Origin of the sequence: Halorientalis sp. (assembly GCF_028275115.1) — an archaeon.
Classification (GTDB): domain Archaea; phylum Halobacteriota; class Halobacteria; order Halobacteriales; family Haloarculaceae; genus Halorientalis.
In genome coordinates this window covers 1-18,281 of record NZ_JAQCNH010000023.1, presented here as the reverse complement: position 1 = coordinate 18,281, position 18,281 = coordinate 1, and the positions used below count along the sequence as shown (strand labels likewise).

Genomic DNA, 18,281 nt, shown 5'->3' with positions numbered 1-18,281 from the left:
CGCATTCTACGTACAGGGGGCCGTCAGCGACGCGTTTTAGTTCATCAACGATACAGTAAGACGGTTCGTCTGGGCCACTCTGCAACTCGGGAAACCTACTGTTGGACTGCGTCACGAACAGCGGACGTGTCACGTCTGGACTCAAAGGAGATCTCGTACCCGTTTCTATCATTAAAAGATAGAGTACGTCTGCGACGGTCAGCACGATGTCTGTGAACTCACCGCGCCGGTTGGCGATATAGCTAAGCTCGGCAGCCGTCTCGACCACACCGTCGGACACTCGTCCGGCCAGCGTCGGTTCTGATGTCGTTGCTAGTTCCGGCACTCGTTCCGTCTCTGTCTCGTCGCTGAAGCAACTCCCTCGCATCAGGCCGTCTAACTTGTAGGTAGTCTGACCGGAATGGTGGGGCACTGTCTCGAGCGACGGGTACGCGCCTTCCGAGGTCTGCCAGTACTCTCCGGTACTAATAAGCGGGATGTCGCCATTGAAACCTTCGGGATCGATCGCAGAAATGGAGTCTTCGTTTGCCGACCCTCTGCTAATAAATCCGACTGTCAATGACTGGCCGCTCTCAGTCTCGCTGTAGACGACGCCCTCTATCCCGCCGTTTACAACGGGTGTGAAGCGAGAATCAAGAGCGTCGGTCCTGGGCCGCTGTCAGTGGAATCGGCGGGTAGCGATACCAGCGAGAATCAACGCAGCGATTGCAACGGCGACACCGAATCCAGGGCCGGCACCCTCCGTCGTTTCTTCGGGTTCCGGTGCTGTTGTTCCGGCCTCTGACGGCGTGTCGACATCGGTCGAATCGGCCGTGGTTTCGGAGTCCGTAGGTGTGCCGTCGGTTGGCGTCTCTCCAGCAGGCGTATCAGTTGACGGAGTGTCACCTGCAGGAGTACTATCCGTCGGCGTGTCCGTGGTCGGTGTACTCGCCGTCGTAGTGGCGACACTGCCGCCGCCACCGCCGCCACCACCACCGCCGCCACCACCGCCGCCGCCGCCACCGCCGCCACCGCCACCACCGCCGGAACTCGTTGTGGCGATAGCGAACGTTGAGAAGCCGGACGTCTCAAATTCGAGTTCAACTGCCGTGGACGTGGTAGAGATGATATTGCCACCCAAATCGTTCCAGCCACTGCCACTGTTATACCGCGCAGCCGTGAGGTCAGATGGCGAACTTCCAGATGGAATCGCAGACCGCGGGATCGTCACGGTGACCGCAACGTTTCCTGACGCCGGATTTGGAGCATTAATCTCTGTCACCGTTGTAACCTGGTCAAAGCCAGAGACTGCGCCGCTCAGTGCAGAGACACCACCGGTCGAGGAGGGCAGTGAGTCTGCCTGAAAAACGTCGATCTCTCCGCTTGTTGTGCTGGGGTAAGAGAAGTCAGCACCGTCAATAGTACTACCGCCGAGTGAGACTGAGGCTGAGGTTCCAGATAGTGTCGCTGAGCCAGACGCGGAGGGCTGGCTCAGTGACACTGTTCCAGTGTCCGCACTTATAATCGATGAGTCGTCATCTCGCATTGAGTAAACGACAAACTGGTACTCCCCGGATGAGAAGTTCGAGAACGTTTCGACGCTGAGCGTCGTCTGAGGCGAGGCGCCACTGACTCCGGTGACAGACCCATCAAGATCCTCGAAGGCATTGTTATCAGCGCCTCCTTCTTGAATTGCTGTCGTTGAGGACGACGTCGTCCCGAAATCATCCGCTATGAAGTCGATGATCTGTCCGGCGGCAACTGTCCGCGTGATGCGACCGTCCGAAAGATCAACTCCATTAACATCGATTCCGTCTTCAACATCGGCGATACCGTTGACATTCTCTAGGGAATGCTGAAGTTCACTGTCCGCCGATATGTCAAAATTCGGGCCGAGTTGCGAGTCGTCTACCTGTAGCTCGAACCGACTGTCCTCGAACTTGTCTTTGTCATACACTGCGGCGACGTGGGTCATACCAGGCGACCCTGAGACAGCGCTGGAGGAGTCGACAGACAAATCGACCGCACTTCCCGCAATACCTCCTTCAGTGACGGTGGCACTCGCGGCACTCTGTTGAATAGTGACCTGGTCTGTCCCGATCATCACAACGTCCCCATCGACGGAGACATCGCCACTGCTCACCTCAAATCCGTTCTGTCCGGTACCGTGTACGGCAGCAAAGACAACATACTGCCCGGGCTGATCCGGTGAAAAGGTGTATGAATTTTCACCAGCACCGTCCAGTGACCCACCGTTGCTAATCATCTCGAATGTCGCATTCTCGTTTGCTTTGTCGACATCACCGAGCAAATCGATTATATCGGTGTATGTCGTCGGGAAGCCTTCTCCACTGCCCGTGATTCGAGCCGCGACGACATCAACCCGGTCCTGATTGCTCAGGTCACCAGAGTTTGCACGACTATCTTTGAAATTAAGCGTGATCGTCGACCCGACATCGTGCACCCCACTCGGGTTTTTACTACCAAACGTAGCAATGAGGTCCTTCTCTCCAAACCCGGTTGCCCCGATCACGTCTCCGGGCATCGATACCTGTGTTGCTGCGACTGTGTCGTCACTCCGGAACGGATACGGAGTGCGTTTCCAGACCTCAATCTGTCCGTCATCTGTTCCCTCAAATACCTGTGAGTCCGGCACCTGTGATGGATTCTGCACACCATCCACCTGGGTCGCTGTGCTGGGTGCCGGACTGATTAGACCGACCGCGCCCACAGTAGGGGCAGATGCGGTCATTCCCACTACGACGAGGACGAACGCTGTTGAGACGAGCCTCTGTGCCGATGGCACTGGGTACATGATTGGATACACCAACATATTGAAAACTTATAGAACTTGTGCATTATTCGTGGCTTGGATGAAGAGTATATATCCAAGAGGCTACCGCAAAGTAGTATTCGGAGGCAGGTGAACTGTATTAATTTCCAGAAGTATCTATTTACTTGATCTTCTGAGATAGACGGACAATGCCCTCTAAAATCCGGATATCGAAACAACAAGGCAGATATAAGCGAGTTCTGTGTATCAAGATATGCACACCTGGAGTAGCGTCAAAATATTGAGCTGTTTGATTCTGCTCGCGTCTTTAATCGTCACGGCACCAGTACAGGCCGTGGGATACGATATGACAGTTAATGGGAGTATCGACACCCCTGACCGGACAGTAATGTTTGAAGGCCAGTCATACAACGTGACGGCAGTCAAACAAGCCGACCCGGGCGACTCTGTCTCGGTAACAATCGATGCGCCGTCTGGAAATTTCGTCGAGGTATACATTTACAACGCTGAGAGGCAAATCATTGATTCTAAAGAAATTGAGGCTGATAGGTCCCGTCCAGCAACGGTAACGTTCGATCTGTCGGGGTATTCGTCGGGGTCGTATATGTTCACCCTCCAGTACGATGGCGACACGAAGGTCGCCCACCCGCTGGTCGTCCGCGCCTACGACGTGTCCACCACTGCACCGAGCGAAGCAAATAGCGGCGGTCAGGTCGAACTCACAGCGACACTCACCGAACTCCGGTCAGCCACGAGGAGCGGCGTCGAATTCGTCATTATGAATGATCAACAGACAGTGCGGACCGATGCGGAACAAACCGATGGCTCATATGCGGCCACGGTTAATCTGGATTCGCTGGATCCCGGCGAGTATTCGGTATACGCAACCGTTAGAGGGACCAAAGAAGTCGATGGGAATACGGTGCGACTTGGTCTCAGCCAGCCACAATCGCTGACAGTCACCGAACAGTCCTCGAAAACGGGAAGTGATGGCACTGATGTCAGGGATCGTCCCGGCGGTGGTGGTTCGGTTGCCCCGGGCAACACCGATACTCCTGCTGACACAGACGAACCTACTAACACAGACACAGTCCACACGCAATCCGACACGCCGACTGACCAGACATCGTCAACGCAGCCACCGGCCGACGAGAGTCCGAGCACGCCGTCACAGTCGGTTCCTGCTACTGAAACCGATACGACCTCAACGGCAACCGAAGCAACGGAGAACCGTGTCATCACCCCACAATCGCGAGCAGATACCCAACAGCCGACGACTACAACAGGTACCGGCCCAGGGTTCAGTGCCGGCGTCACAGGCTTGATAATTGTCGGTGTGACTGTGGCGTTACTCTGCCGGCGACGCTGCGATGAGTGACAGCGTACCGTTTCTCGGGGTAGCTGTCTCGATGTCTCAGTTGCGAGGGTCTCGAAACATTAACGCGTAGCGCCTGATTGGACGGTAGTATGGTCACAAGGCGGCGGCAACGATTTGTCCACGCACAGGTGGCGTGGATGTTCGCCGCCGTTCTGTGTCTGACTCTGCTGAATTCGCTCACGCTCGAACTGTTCTTCGTCGTGTCGCTGATCGGGTTTCTCGTGATTGTCGAACTCACAGCGCCGTTCGCAATCACACCGGTCTGGCGCCGGCGTCTCAGGTGGATTATCGTCGCTGGACTGCTCGTATTCGCTGTGATCGTGGTCCGGCGTATTCTCGAAATTCTTCCGTCGGGGGTGTTGTGATCGTGTTGGATTCGGTGCCTGAGGAGTATGGACGGATTCTTGCATACGGGCTGGCACTCGGACTCCTCGTGACGCTCGTATATGCAGCAAGCACGTCCGGGACCGTTTTTGGCGCGTACAACTCTCGCTGGGACGGATCGGCTTCACTTCGCGGCATCGCTGATCAGACCGATACCGAAATCAATCTTATTCAAGAGACAGAGACATACACCACTGTTGAGACTGATGCCGTCGCATTTGTACTCGCGCCGACCGAGAATTACACGACTCAGGAGGTAGCCCGGCTCAGAACGTTCATTCGTCGTGGTGGCACGCTCGTCCTTGCAAGTGATACCAGGTCGTCGCCAGCCGGTGAGCGACTGCTACGGGCGCTCGGCTCGGCCGTTGGATTCGTGAACGCGACAGTGCGTGATGAGCAGTACACCTATCGGTCGCCCGCGATGCCGGTTGCCAGAAACGTCCGCAATCACACGCTCACGCGGGACACGGAGTCGGTGACGCTGAATTACGGAACGGCCCTCCGGCCGGGGAACGCGACGGTACTCGTGAACACGTCGGAGTTCGCGTATCTCGACCGGGACGGCAGTCAGTCGATCACTGGCAACGAGACGCTGGCTCGGCGTCCAGTTATCGTCGAAGAACAGTTCGGGAACGGGACTGTCGTGACGGTGTCCGATCCGAGCGTGTTCATTAATTCGATGCTGGAGCGACCGGGTAACGAGCAGTTCGTTCGGAATCTGGCCGGGACACACCAGCGCGTGCTACTCGATTATTCCCACACGGCCGCTGTTCCACCACTCGTGGCTGCCTTGTTGACGGTTCGACAGTCTCCGCTGCTCCAGATCCTGCTCGGGGTCGTGGGGCTCGCACTGGTCGTCGTCTGGGGTCGAAACGTCGACGTAGGAAGCCTGGTCGCGAATCCGAAAAAAACCGACGACGCCTCCACAGCGGCTGGTATCACCGTCGACGCCGCTGATGTGGCCGCGTACCTCCGTCGGGAATATCCCGAGTGGGATGAAGAGCGTACGCAGCGGATCGCCGAGTCAGCGGTTCGCGACCGGGGCGAGTGAGCAAAGGTGTTTAATACCGTCGTGCATATCGGGGGGCAATGAGCGAGCCGGCGTCGGTCTACGCGGTGTACGAGACGATCCGAGACGAGATCGCCACGGTGCTGATCGGGAACGAGGAGGCGATGGAGCACCTGACAATCGCGCTGTTGACGCAGGGCCATGTGCTGATTGAAGGTGTCCCCGGCGTCGCCAAAACGACGCTTGCCAAACTGTTCGCTCGTGTCTCGGGGCTCGACTACAGCCGGATCCAGCTAACGCCAGACACACTCCCAGCAGATATCACCGGAACGACCGTGTACCGCGAGCAAACGGGCGAATTCGAGACGAAGCGAGGCCCAGTGTTCGCGAACGTCGTCGTGGCCGACGAGGTCAACCGAGCGACACCCAAGACACAGTCCGCGCTGTTAGAGGCGATGCAGGAGGAAACCGTCACGATCGACGGCGAAACACACCCGCTCCCGACGCCATTTTTCGTGGTCGCGACACAGAATCCAATCGAGATGGAGGGGACCTACGAGCTACCGGAGGCTCAGCGCGACCGGTTTCAGTTTAAGATCGACATCGACCACTTGAGTCGAGCGGATGAGACGGAGCTACTCGACCAGTTTAATTCGAACCCGGAACTCGGCCCGGGGAACGCCTCGAGTGTGATCAGCACTAACGAACTGCTCGCGGCTCGCGAGGCAGTAACGGATCGGCACATCGCCGAAGCAGTGAAAACATATCTGCTGGACGTAATCGCCGAAACACGGGAGCGACCCGAGGTCGAACATGGGGCGTCTCACCGGGCGACCATCATGCTACTAAATGCTAGTAAAGCGCGGGCAGCCATCCACAATCGTGCGTACGTTATCCCCGACGATATCAAAGCACTCGCTAAGCCGTTGCTCGTGCACCGACTCGTGCTCTCAACTGATGCCGAACTGAGTGATGTGAACGCCGGCGCCGTTATTGATAACGTGTTAGACTCAGTGACGGCGCCGAGTGGTGATCTCATCGCCGAGAGCGCCAGTGCGGCGCTCAGCGACGGTGGAGATGCCAATCCCGACAGCGAGCAGTGATTGTGCAATTTCGCTTCCCGAGTCCACGGGCGATGTGCATCGTCGTCTGCCTCCTCATTCTGGCGTCAGTCAGCGCCGTTGGCGGAGCGGCCGGAGCGGCGGGTACGACGCCCGTAGCACAGTCGGTCGTGCCTACTGACTCGGGGAGTGATTCGGTGGGCCTGCTGCAGACCGGAAGACAAATAAACAACAGCACAGTTCAGCACCGCAATCCCGACACAGTCGACGAATCGGGGAACCTGACCGGGACGCAGTCCTGGCTCGGCGACCAGCTTACACAACGACTCGAAGGGAGTAGTGTCCAGTTGAGCCAGGGACAGTACGAACAGGCCGATGGGCTCGTCGGAGAGGAGTTCCAGTCGCTGGTCGGCCAATACGTAGACGTCGCCGGCGAGACGGACGAACAACCCGACGAACAATCGGCTGAGACGGTCCGTGAGACAGCCGACACACAACGGGACTTCGTGAACGAAACACGGCGCTTCGACCGTCTCTATCGAGACTACACGCAGGCCCGCGAACGCGGGAACGAACAGCGAGCCCGCCGCATCGCCCGCGACCTCGGCCGAATCGAGCGAAACATCAGTACAACGGCACAGAATCTGACCCGTAATTACGGCCGCGTCGGCGGGACGACCGACACGAACTTTTCACGAGCGAATCGGTCGGTCGCCCGAGTCGTCACGAATGTCACGATCCGCCAGCAGGAAGTCCGGAACGCGTCGTTTCTGGCCACGCAACTGCGCGTCCAGGCCACCTCACCGCAGTTCTCGTTCGCCGATCCGATACGACCGCGTGGGCGCCTGGTCACGGACAACGGAAGCGCAGTCGCGAACCGGAGCATCACACTCACTGTCGGGACACGCCGAGTACAGGTCGAGACGACTCGCAACGGGTCGTTCACCGTCACGTACCAGCCAGTCCTGTTCCCCACCTCGCGCGACAGCCTCGTCGTCGAATACCGGCCACGAACCACCGCCCCGTATCTCGGTTCGCGCACGACCCTCGCCGCTGCTGTTACTGCGACAACACCGAACGTGACCGTCGACGTCGACCGTGACCGGCTCCGATATCGTGACCAGTTCACCGTCCGTGGCCGGGTGACGGCGGCGAATACGTCGGTGTCGCGGCTCCCCATTGCAGTCCAACTCGGGCCGTCACGAGTCGGCGTGGTTCGAACCGGGCCCGACGGGCAGTTCTCGCTCACCGGCACACTTCCAGCAACGGTGCCGCCGGGACCACATCCGGTCACGGCAAGCGTCGCAGTCGAGGGCCGTGCGATCGGGTCTGCATCGGCGACGGATCGTGTTAGCATCGACGAACTACCGACGGAACTGACGCTCGCAACCAGCCGCGATGACATCATCAGCGCGACAGGCATACTCACCACGACAACCGGAACCCCGATTCCCGACCAGGTGATCGGGCTCTACGTCGACGGACAACGCGTCGAAACAGTTCGTACTGACGCCAACGGTCGGTACGCAGCCTCGGTCGATTCCGCCGACAGCACCGGCGAGGACGGGCCGCTCGTCGCACGACTCGACACCGACGGAACGAACCTCGCACCTGCAAACGCCACAGCACAACTCCCGCCGGCCACCGCTTCCGGGGGGTCCAGTGATCCCCTCATCGCTCTCACCGTGGCTGGTCTCGCAGGATCACTCGTGGCTATCGGTGGCGGACTCTGGCTCCGACGTCGCGACTCCACAGACCAGGCGTCTGCCACCGCAACGTCCAGCGACGAGACGGCCGGCGACCAGCAACCGACCGATACCCGTGCCACGGAACTCCTCACCCAAGCCCAATCACATCTCGACGCGGGCGACGTGCGCCCAGCGATCGAACTCGCATACGCCGCAGTCCGCGCCGAATTCGACGCCCACGGAACCGCTGCGACACACTGGGAATTCTACAGCGCCTTCGAAGCCGACCTCTCCGACGGCGACCGCGACCACCTCCGCGATCTCACACAGTGGTACGAAGCAACCGTCTACGCCGACACAACCGATAAACAGGGTAGCGAACGCGCAATCCAGGCTGCGAAAGCATTGCTGGACTAGCCGAGGTCTCCGGGAGCGATTTGACATCCACCTCCGCGTGAATCACCACGGAGCTCGGCCTCAAGCCGGCCCACACGTGGGAGAATGCTAGCCCCTAGAATCCTCGTTCACGTCAGGTTCGAGTCGGATACGATTTACACCAGTGAGTTCGTCGTACGCCCGGTCACTCGAGATAATGCTGCCGCCGGAGAGCGCCGCGTGGAACGCATCGAACGTGTTCAACCGTTCTGGTTTTCAGTAGTATTTGGTAGTGTTCAACCACATTCGGTAGTACTGGCGAGGACATACCGTGTCACACTACCGCTGACCCACTGCCGGGTCGTGTTGCTACCGTGATTTTGATGCAGTCCACCCGCACCTGTCTCCCGTCGTTTCGCGGTGAGTGACGACGAACAGTACTGAGACAGTCGGGTCTGACGACCGCTCGCCATATCCTGTTGATCGGTCGCGGACTGAACGCCAGTAGAACGGGCACCTCGCGGTGATGGAAACCTGGCGTGCTTCCCTGCCTCCATATAGGCGACAGGGTTCGCCCCCTCCATCTTGGAACCGTCAAGGTACTTTCGTCCGACGTTCACCGCCCCAACCACGTCGCGGTCGCACTCATACCAACATTCGGGGCAGTGAAAGTGTCCGCCGTGCCGTTGTTCAGTGTGGTTATCGGGCGCTTTTACTGTCCGCCCGTTCTCACCGCACCGGGGACAGTGCCTACTCGTTCCCCACGGATTCACCGTCTCGAAGTCGATCCCCACCAGTTCGGCCTTGTACGCCACGAAGTCGAGCAGGTCGCCGCGTGCCCACGAGGAGATCGACCACGCGACCGCACCACCCGCATCCCCCGCGTCAAGCTGCCCGAGCGACTCGAACACGATGGTGTCACACCCGTATTCTATTGCCAGCCACGCCAACTCGTTCGCCACGTCGTGCTGGATCTGCTCGCGCAGGCGTCGTTCCCGACGCCGCGTCCGCCGGTACTCCGCCAGCAAGTGATCGAACCGTTCCGTGTGAGCCTTTCCTTGCCGTCGAAATTCTGCTAGCCGGTCGTTGATGCCTTCCGCATCCGCTTTGACGCGAAACAGTTTGTCCTTCCCGGGGTGGTCGATGAACTCTGGTGGCGCGACCTGCTCGTGTGTTCCGTCACCGTCGTCGAGGACGACCGCGGTGGCCTGTTTCTTCACGCCAAGGTCAACTGCTAGTACACGATCAGCAACCGTCTCGGCGTCCTCTTCGGGTACGGAAACAGGCACGTCAAGCGTGTACCCGTGTTCTGAGGAATGCAGTGTGGGTGCTTTTACCGCCCCGGCTTCGACCATCTCGGTGAAGCGTGCGTGGGTGGGGAACCGTATTTCGTGGTCTGTCCAGTCGTGATAGCTGTCCGGTGACATCGTGTCCGGAGCGTTCAGTGTCACGACTAGCTCCGAGTCTTCGACTGAGAGGTCGTGGATGTGATAGTCGCCTGCGTCTGGGGCATACGGAAGTGTCCCGTTCGGCTCCGGCGTCTCGACGAGTTCGGTGTACTGGTCGGGAAATCGGCCGTGCCGGTCGTAGTAGTCGTTGAGTTGATCGACCACCGATTCGAGGACGCGCCACTCGATATAGGGAGAGTCCTCGTCGAACAACCGCGTTCTGAGTCTGTGCCAGCCGATCCGCTTGATCTTCCGCTCTTGGACTGTCTCACGCACGAACTGGAAGGCACGGTACTCGTCAGCGTGGGCATCCAGAACGTGGGTGACGCGGTGGTACACGCACCGCTTGAACCGACTATACACATACTCCTCGACTCCCTCGAAGGCGTTGACATCGTCGTCTCGGACATACGTGTAGGACTGACCGGTGTGGTCGGAGATCGCGGTGAGATGCTTGTCACGCCAGTAGTGCTCAGCGAGTAGCCGGCGTGTATGCCGCTGGACGAGCGTGGTCAGCCGGTCACACGCCTCATGGTACTCGTCCGGGACGTGGAACTGCTCGGTGAGTTGCATCAGTCAGCATTCGGGTCGGGTTCGGTAGTGCGGACGATTTTCACGTCTGCACCCACCCACTTTTTCGGGACGTAGATGTGGGCCCCGTTTCCAGTTGGTTTCACAGTCCCTTCGATCACTTCGTGCCCTTCGATTTCATGCCTGTCCATCAGTAGCAGTATCTACAATGTAGATACCATTAAATCCATCGAATCAGTAGAGATCACTCCCGAATCCTACCGAATACTACTGAATCTCGTAACAGTTACGCTACCCCTCGTCGATGTTCGCCGAGGCTTGATACACAACATTTGGATCGCCCTCGTACGTTGCCAATTCGAGAATGGCCGTCACGGCACGCTCTCGATCGAAGGCGAACCGCTCTTTGACGAGGAACAATTCGACGAACGTCGCCAGCGAGACCTCAAGCTCACCCTCGTGTTCGTCAAGGAGAGACTCGGCACGGTCGGCCAGCCAATCGTCGTCTTTCAGTAGCGCTAGTCAAAAGTCGAGATCAGCGTACATGCTCGCCAGCCTGTTCACGTGCCTCTTCTTGAGCCGCTTCTCCGAGATCATCGAAAGATGCTTCGCGAAGCTCACCGGAAGCCGCCGCTCGCAGCTCCTCCAGTGGATCGTCGGGAATCGGCACCAGCTTGATACCGCTGTCCAACTCGACGAGGCGGAACTTCTCGCCGTAGCGATCGCGTACCTCCTTCGGAATCGTCACACGTCCACGTTCGTCCGTTCGTACTTCTCCACTCATATCCGAAACAAAGCGGTGGGAATATTTAGCTTTTATTTCCACCTTTTACCTCTACGATGGGTTGAGCGTCGAATCGGTTAATGCCGAGCGCAACCAGTAGATCGTCTTCACGAACGATGATGATCGAACCACTTCGACCAAAGTAACAAGTGTTCCAAACAGCTATTTCTCGGCGACAGTCGACGGATCTTCTTGGCTGTCTTCCCAGCGTAACGTCACGAGATAGCTGAACCGGTCGTCGCCGTCGTTTACGTCTACCACCACGGGCTGACCTAGGCCACGCGCGACGCCCACGGCCAGTAGTGAGACGACTGGGTGGTCGAACCGGGAGAGGTCACCGTATACCGACGAGTCAAGGGCGACAGTCAACTGCCCGTCGCCAACTTCGACATCGGCAGCGTCGACGAGTTCGAATTGCTCGATCAACGCGTCGATCAGCTGGCTACCTAGTTGGGCGGGCTCGGTAGCCAGCGACCCGGAGAGTGATTGTTCGAACTCCTCGAAGAGGCCGTGGCCGGTTGGCTGGATCGCCAGGCCGCGTTCACGGTCGTCGTCGGTGACGACGAACGCCTCCAGCGCGGCGCGACCCGGGAGTTCGTAGGACGCTGCCTGGGGGACGAACAGCCGAACGGTCCCAGCGGCCTCGTCGACGGGGACGTAGACACGCCTGTCAGACAGGCCGAGATCGGCCACGAGCGTCTCGAAACTCCCGGCGAACGATTCGTACACTCGCGTACCGACTGTCGCTGCGACGAATCGTTCCGGCGTCAGGTAATAGAGCAAGACCGCGCCGAAAAGACCGGTACTCCCGATTGCGATCAGGACCGTCCGGACACTCGCAAACAGCGCGGCGCTGACGAGTGCAACGACGCCCAGCGCGGCCAGTCCCAGCGCCGTCCGCCGGTGTCGGGCTTGCTTGGCGCGCGCGTACTCCGTGCGCAACCGCTCGTTTTCGGCCTGAAGCAACTCGATCCGGCCTCGAAGCACATCCTGCTCCGGTTCCGTGTCGCTATCGGCGGCCGCTTCCGCTCCGCCGTCGCCGTGGATATCGTATTCGTTCCGACTCATGACTTTGGTTCCGAAATCAGCCCGAGCGCCAGCAGCTCGTACCGATGCAGGCCGTAACACGTGAGGCCGATCGTGCCGACTCCGACGAGTGCGACGACCCACGATTCGACGCCCGCCTCGAGACTCACGACGGTGCCACCACCGAGGACCACTGCCAGCAGGACAAACACGCCGCCGGCCCGCCAATCTGCCTGCTCCCGCAGCACTTCCGCGAGCAGCAGGGCCGCGATTCCACTTTCCAGTCCGAGTGCCGTCGGGACGCCTGGCCACGCAGGCACGAGCGCGAGAACGCCCAGTTGCGTGATGACGAACGCGTTCACGGGTGCGAACAGCCAGACACTCACGCCGAACACGCCGAGTACGCCGCCAGGAACGCCCGCGACCAGAAACAGCGCGAGCGGACACAGCACCGCGACACCGAGGTCACGCGCGGTCACTGATCGGACGCGCTCGACTGTCTCGACCTGAAGCACCGGAATCGACTCCACATTCCGATCGGTGTTCGAGTCAGTCACCACATTTGCAGCGTCACGCGTCTCGCTCGGATCGGCGGTCATGTTGATCCCCTCCGTGGTGTTCTCGTGCCGAGAATCGCCGCGATGCGATCACCGGGCCCGACTTCGAAGGCGCTGACGCGATCCAGTCGCGCGAGTCGCTGCCGGAACGACTCGAAGTCGCGATAGCGCGCATACGCGCCATCCAGATCCGCCACGGCATTCGCCTCGAACAGCACGGCTGGCGTCAGAAACACGGCCACGTGCGTCGCCTCCCGACGAGCCACCTTGGCAGCCTCCAGCACTTCCGCCCGGTTCCGGTCGTCGGTAAACACCATCGTCCACCCGTTCTCCGTACGACGCGCCGTCTGGGACCGGACGGCTCCGAACAACGGATCCTCCGACACACGCCGGACGTACTGCTCGCTGGTCTCGAAAAACGGTGCCAGCGTCGCAGCGAACGCCGAGTCATCGTCGGACAGTCGATCAGCGCCCTCTCTGGCCGCGCGTGGCGAGCGTCCGCCAGCGGTAGTGCGCGCGGCTTGCTCAGTCGGTCGTAGATCGACGAGGTGACGCCGCACGCGCTCGTAGTGATCGTCCGTCGTCCCGGGCTGAACGGCCGCCGTGACACCGCCGTCACCGACGCCATAGAGCCCGATCGGGTCTGCGGCCTCGCTGGATCGGTCCAGTATCATCAACGCCACTTCGCGAGCGTACGCGAGTTTCGTCTCGCCCGGCACGCCATCCTCCATGGAGCCCCGGTGATCCATCACGAGTGACACCGTGCGATCGGTTTCAGCTTCGAATTCACGGACGTGCGGCTCGTTGAGCCGCGCCGTCGCCTTCCAGTCGATCTGGCTTGCCGTGTCACCGACCTCGTACTCGCGCAACTCGGCCGGTTCGATGCCCGTCCCCAGTTGCCCACTCGGGTGATTGCCGAACCGCGCCGCCACAGCATCACCACCCTGCCCCACGTGGATATTTCGTGGGGCCCGCGGATCAACGGTGAGCGTCGCCGACGGCCCGCGGGCGACCGTCTCCGTGAACCACGCTCGCGCGCCGGTCACCGTGACTGCCGGCTGTGGGAACGTGTGTCGTCCCGCGACCGGCGACGCAGCCGTTACCGTCGTCGTTGCCGTCGTCTCCCCGGGTTCGAGTCTCACCCTCGTTCGATCGGTGTCGGTGACCGTGACCCCAGCTGGCGGGTCGACTCGCGCGGCCAGATCCGTCGCCGCTGGAGCCGATCGCTCGACAGCCAGCGTTACCTGCGCGGGCTCGTCGACAGGAACGCGTGGCGGCGTGACAGTCTGCTCGACGCGCAGTTCTTGGTCCAGTTCGCGCACTGCGCGTACGAAATCGGACTGGAGCGCCAGGACGAACGCACCGACGACGGCAGCCCCGAGCAGCAGGAGCGGGCGCCGAAACAACAGGGCTGCACAGACCAGCACCCCGCCCGAGAGCACTGTCTGCCAGAACCGGCGCGTCGGATCCATGGAGTACCACCGGTAGAGCGACCCATTCAATGTGTTGGTTGTCCCTCCGGGGTCGGGGTCGAAGGGCGGACCGAGACGCTTTTACTCGCTGGTCGGGCAGTGCCTGCACGGATGGCCACTGCCCATCGTGTCTGGTTACTCCTCCCGCGGCAACTCCGGGCACTCCCGGCCGACCTCGCGGCAGTCGTTCTATCGGTCGTCCTCACCAATCTCGTGGTTCTCGCCCCAGTCGTCAACGACACCCCGCTGCGAATCGTCCTCGGACTGCCGTTCGTGTTGTTCGTCCCCGGGTACGCATTCATCGCTGCGCTATTCCCCGAAGCCGCTACGCAACCCGGAGACGACGGAGACGAGGGCGGCGACGCATCAGGGGCCGACGAGCGAAACGGAGCCACGGATGCGGACACGAGCCGGCTCGTCCCGACACGGGGCGGTGGCATCGACGGCATCGAACGGGTCGCGCTCTCGTTCGGGCTGAGCATCGCGGTCGTCCCGCTGATCGGGCTGATGTTGAACTTCACACCGTGGGGGATTCGACTCACCCCGATTATGGTTGCACTGACTGCATTCGTTCTCGGCGCGACTGTGGCCGCGGCAGACCGGCGCTGGGAACTGCCGGAGGACGAACGATTCCGCGTCCCGTATCGACGGTGGTTCGTCGTGGGTCGCGCCGAACTGCTCGAACCGGAGTCACGGACCGACGCCGCGCTGAACGTCCTGCTCGTCCTGAGTGTACTGCTCGCCGTCAGCAGCGTCGCCTACGCTGTGGCCGTCCCGAACCAGGGGGAGTCGTTCACCGAGTTCTACCTCCTGACCGAAGACGAAGACAGCGACCTCGTCGCCGACGACTACCCGACGGAGTTCTCCGTCGGCGAGAATCGTTCGCTGGTGGTGGGCGTTACCAACCAGGAACACGAACCGACCGAGTATTCCGTTTTAGTTCAGTTACAACGCGTCCGGACAGCGAACAACTCGACACGGGTGCTCGCCTCCGAACGCCTCCGCCAGTTCGAGGTGCGACTCGCCGACAACGAGACGTGGCACCAGCGACACACGATCCGGCCGACGATGACCGGCCAGCGCCTCCGACTGGCTTATCTGTTGTATCGTGGGGCACCCCCCGAATCACCGTCTGTCGAAAGCGCCTATCGGACGACACACCTCTGGATCAACGTGACTTCGGACCAGTAGCGGGCCGACGGCAGCGGAACCGACACTCGCATCGAACTTCCCGGTCGTTCGGCACCCGAGCCCCCGTATGAACGCAATCAGATACAAGCGTGACCGTAACTAGGAATCTATACGCCTGTAGCTGGCCGTTCCAAGTTCCTGAGTACGGGACGGTACCGGTCATATAGAACCAGCAGTAGTTCTACGGTCTTTTTACAAGAAAAGTTATGAGAATCGATACATTGATTACTGTATGCTAACTCATTCTGCGTAGTGTTTGGCACGACCTCAGACCGGATGCGTGTTGTGCAGACGGACAGGGCGTCGTCGAGACAGAGTCACAATGAGCGAGCCTGAGGCTGGGACGCGATTCGAAGCGGATGCACACCGGACGGATCAGCCACTGATTGGACTCTCGGTCGACGTCTCGACGAATCCCGACGCCGTTGCTGGTGCGATTCTGCGGGCGACCGAACAGGGCAACGCCGTCAGCGTTGAGCATTCCTGCGACCGCCCACACGAAGCCCTCGCGTTCGCCGACCGGCTCGGGGCCCACATGGTCCACACAAATAATGAGGGCGAGGGACCGAGTGACGCAGCCCTGAAACACGCTCGCGATATCGGCTATCCCGGGATCATCTGGGTAGCGCAACCGACGTGTGACGAGACAGGACCCACGTCGAGAACGCAGATAGGGATCGACTTTCAGGAGAGCGTCCACGAGTTGCAGCGGTCAGAAGCGTACGTCGTCGATGCGGTCCGCCGGACGGATCTTCCACCCGATCAGCGTGTCATCGTCGGCATCCCGACGTACAACGAGGAAGTCGGGATCGGAAGCGTGGTACTCAGAGCCGACGACTACGCCGACGAGGTGATCGTCGTCGACGACGGAAGTTCCGACGAGACGGTGTCAGTCGCACGTAACGCCGGTGCGACCGTCGTCGAGCACGAGACCAACGATGGCAAAGGCGCAGCCGTCCAGACTCTGTTTCAGTACGTTGCGCCAACGGAGTTTGATACGCTGGTGTTGCTTGATGGGGATGGCCAGCACGTTCCCGAAGACATCCCCGACGTGACCGAGCCAGTGATCGACGGTGGTGCGGACCTCGTCGTCGGGAGTCGGTACCTGGAGAACGGGGACGACGAGACGCCACGCCTCCGGCGGTTCGGCCAGCGCGTGTTGGACGCATTGACCATCGGCTCGTCGCGCGTGAACGTGACTGACTCACAGAGTGGATTCCGGGCGCTGTCATCAACAGCCGTCGAGGAGCTGTCGCTGTCGGCGACTTCCTTCGGCGTGGAATCGGAGATGATCAGCGAGGCCGCCGAGAAAGGGTTCGACATCGAGGAACAACCCATCGAGGTGCGCTACGAGGGCATCGACGGGCAAACGCAGAATCCGCTGCGACACGGGTTAACCGTGGTGGTGTTCCTGTTGCAGCTAGTGCGTGACCGCCATCCAATGCTGTTCTTTGGGCTGCCGGGTCTCGCGTTGACCGCGGTCGGTGCGTGGTATGGTGTGGATGCGATTACGGTCTACCAGCGTACCGGGCAGTTCTACCCGGCGAAGGTGCTCGTGAGTGGGTTCGCGACGATACTGGGGACGCTCGGGATTTTTATCGGGCTGGTGTTGAACCGGATTAGTAACATCGTCGCCGGGCTCAAGCCGGGGGGGTCATGACCGGGTCATCACACGTCGCGATCGTCCTCGGGACCCGCCCGGAGATCATCAAACTCTCGCCGGTGATCCGGGAGTGTGAACGCCGTGGTGTGCCGTATACGATCATCCACACCGGTCAGCACTACTCCGACGAGCTGGATACCGTGTTTTTCGAGCAGTTGGAGTTGCCGACCCCCGAGCACAACCATGGCGTCGGCTCGGATTCAAACGGCGCACAGACGGGCGCGATGCTCATCGAGATCGAGGAGGTACTGCTGGATATCGACCCCGATGTGGTCCTCGTCCAAGGCGATACGAACTCCGTGCTGGCTGGTGCGATTGCTAGCAGTAAACTGGATTGTGAACTGGGCCATATTGAGGCAGGCCTGCGGAGTTTCGACCGCGAGATGCCCGAGGAGACCAATCGGGTGGTCACCGATCACGTGGCCGACTATCTGTTCGCACCCACGGAGACGGCCGCCGACTACCTACGGGCTGAGGGACGGCCCGACGAGGCGATTTACGTGACCGGGAATACGGTGGTTGATGCCGTCCAGCAGAATCGGGAAATCGCGACCCGCAAGAGTGAGATCTTAAATGAATTCGACCTCTCGCCTGATACGTATGCCGTGATGACAGCCCACCGGGCAGAGAACGTCGATGCTCCTAGCCGGTTCGAAGACCTGCTAACTGGTGTCAAAAGGGTTGCAACGGAGTATGAGTTCGAGGTCATCTATCCGATCCATCCCCGAGCACAGGACCGACTGGACAACTTCGATATCGGGGTTCCAGAGCAAATTCGGCTCGTCGAACCGCTCGATTATCTCGATTTCCTGACGTTGCAGGCCAACGCCGGACTCATCCTGACGGATTCCGGTGGCATTCAAGAGGAGGCCTGTATTCTGCAGGTCCCCTGTGTGACGCTTCGCGATTCAACGGAGCGCCCGGAGACACTCGACGTTGGG

The 18,281-nt window shown here is 60.3% G+C and carries 16 protein-coding genes; 9 read left to right on the top strand and 7 right to left on the bottom strand.

Annotation, left to right across the window (positions count from 1 at the left end; all coding sequences use genetic code 11):
- Positions 1-658: 658 nt before the first annotated feature.
- Entirely contained in the window at positions 659-2,794 is a 2,136-nt protein-coding gene (locus Q0964_RS03165) for a hypothetical protein (protein WP_299263348.1), read from the bottom strand.
- A 232-nt stretch (positions 2,795-3,026) separates the two neighbouring features.
- Here Q0964_RS03165 and Q0964_RS03160 point away from each other — a divergent pair, with 232 nt between their 5' ends.
- The 5 genes from Q0964_RS03160 (at position 3,027) to Q0964_RS03140 (ending at position 8,710) form a co-directional block, all read left to right on the top strand.
- Complete coding sequence (locus Q0964_RS03160) at positions 3,027-4,151, top strand: hypothetical protein (protein ID WP_299263346.1); 1,125 nt, start codon at positions 3,027-3,029, stop codon at positions 4,149-4,151.
- A gap of 89 nt (positions 4,152-4,240) precedes the next feature.
- A complete protein-coding gene (locus tag Q0964_RS03155) occupies positions 4,241-4,516 on the top strand; it encodes a DUF8044 family membrane protein (RefSeq protein WP_299263344.1) in 276 nt (91 codons plus the stop codon).
- 2 nt (positions 4,517-4,518) lie between these two features.
- Positions 4,519-5,586 (top strand): DUF4350 domain-containing protein, encoded by a 1,068-nt coding sequence (locus Q0964_RS03150; protein WP_299263342.1) that lies wholly within the window; start codon positions 4,519-4,521, stop codon positions 5,584-5,586.
- A gap of 38 nt (positions 5,587-5,624) precedes the next feature.
- On the top strand, positions 5,625-6,647 hold the full coding sequence (locus Q0964_RS03145) for an AAA family ATPase (protein ID WP_299263340.1): 1,023 nt from the start codon (positions 5,625-5,627) through the stop codon (positions 6,645-6,647).
- A 155-nt stretch (positions 6,648-6,802) separates the two neighbouring features.
- Positions 6,803-8,710 carry a hypothetical protein gene (locus Q0964_RS03140; RefSeq protein WP_299263338.1) on the top strand — a complete coding sequence of 636 codons (1,908 nt, stop codon included), beginning with the start codon at positions 6,803-6,805 and terminating at the stop codon, positions 8,708-8,710.
- Positions 8,711-8,964: 254 nt separating this feature from the next.
- Here Q0964_RS03140 and Q0964_RS03135 read toward each other — a convergent pair whose 3' ends face one another.
- Both Q0964_RS03135 and Q0964_RS03130 read right to left on the bottom strand, forming a co-directional pair.
- A complete protein-coding gene (locus Q0964_RS03135; RefSeq protein ID WP_299263336.1) occupies positions 8,965-10,689 on the bottom strand; it encodes a zinc ribbon domain-containing protein in 1,725 nt (574 codons plus the stop codon).
- Positions 10,689-10,838 (bottom strand): DUF2080 family transposase-associated protein, encoded by a 150-nt coding sequence (locus Q0964_RS03130; RefSeq protein WP_349254423.1) that lies wholly within the window; start codon positions 10,836-10,838, stop codon positions 10,689-10,691. Before Q0964_RS03130 ends, Q0964_RS03135 begins: the two co-directional genes overlap by 1 nt.
- Before the next feature lie 127 nt (positions 10,839-10,965).
- Between Q0964_RS03130 and Q0964_RS03125 the strand changes: the two genes are divergently transcribed.
- Positions 10,966-11,163, top strand: a complete 198-nt coding sequence (locus tag Q0964_RS03125; protein WP_299263334.1) for a hypothetical protein — start codon at positions 10,966-10,968, stop codon at positions 11,161-11,163.
- Positions 11,164-11,182: 19 nt separating this feature from the next.
- Here Q0964_RS03125 and Q0964_RS03120 read toward each other — a convergent pair whose 3' ends face one another.
- The 4 genes from Q0964_RS03120 to Q0964_RS03105 all read right to left on the bottom strand — a co-directional run bounded on the left by Q0964_RS03120 (position 11,183) and on the right by Q0964_RS03105 (position 14,486).
- A complete protein-coding gene (locus tag Q0964_RS03120; protein ID WP_299263332.1) occupies positions 11,183-11,431 on the bottom strand; it encodes an AbrB/MazE/SpoVT family DNA-binding domain-containing protein in 249 nt (82 codons plus the stop codon).
- A gap of 162 nt (positions 11,432-11,593) precedes the next feature.
- The gene (locus Q0964_RS03115) at positions 11,594-12,499 is read right to left on the bottom strand and encodes a DUF7982 domain-containing protein (RefSeq protein WP_299263330.1); all 906 of its coding nucleotides are present in this window, start codon (positions 12,497-12,499) and stop codon (positions 11,594-11,596) included.
- Entirely contained in the window at positions 12,496-13,056 is a 561-nt protein-coding gene (locus Q0964_RS03110; protein WP_299263328.1) for a DUF8163 family membrane protein, read from the bottom strand. The genes Q0964_RS03115 and Q0964_RS03110 overlap by 4 nt, the downstream gene beginning before the upstream one ends.
- On the bottom strand, positions 13,053-14,486 hold the full coding sequence (locus tag Q0964_RS03105; RefSeq protein WP_299263326.1) for a DUF58 domain-containing protein: 1,434 nt from the start codon (positions 14,484-14,486) through the stop codon (positions 13,053-13,055). The genes Q0964_RS03110 and Q0964_RS03105 overlap by 4 nt, the downstream gene beginning before the upstream one ends.
- Before the next feature lie 111 nt (positions 14,487-14,597).
- Between Q0964_RS03105 and Q0964_RS03100 the strand changes: the two genes are divergently transcribed.
- The 3 genes from Q0964_RS03100 to wecB form a co-directional block, all read left to right on the top strand.
- The gene (locus Q0964_RS03100; protein ID WP_299263324.1) at positions 14,598-15,677 is read left to right on the top strand and encodes a DUF1616 domain-containing protein; all 1,080 of its coding nucleotides are present in this window, start codon (positions 14,598-14,600) and stop codon (positions 15,675-15,677) included.
- Between the two features lie 322 nt (positions 15,678-15,999).
- Positions 16,000-17,337: a glycosyltransferase family 2 protein gene (locus tag Q0964_RS03095; protein WP_299263322.1), complete on the top strand. Its 1,338-nt coding sequence runs from the start codon at positions 16,000-16,002 to the stop codon at positions 17,335-17,337.
- The coding region (wecB, locus tag Q0964_RS03090; RefSeq protein WP_299263320.1) for a non-hydrolyzing UDP-N-acetylglucosamine 2-epimerase at positions 17,334-18,281 on the top strand (948 nt) is incomplete at its 3' end. The genes Q0964_RS03095 and wecB, both read left to right, overlap by 4 nt.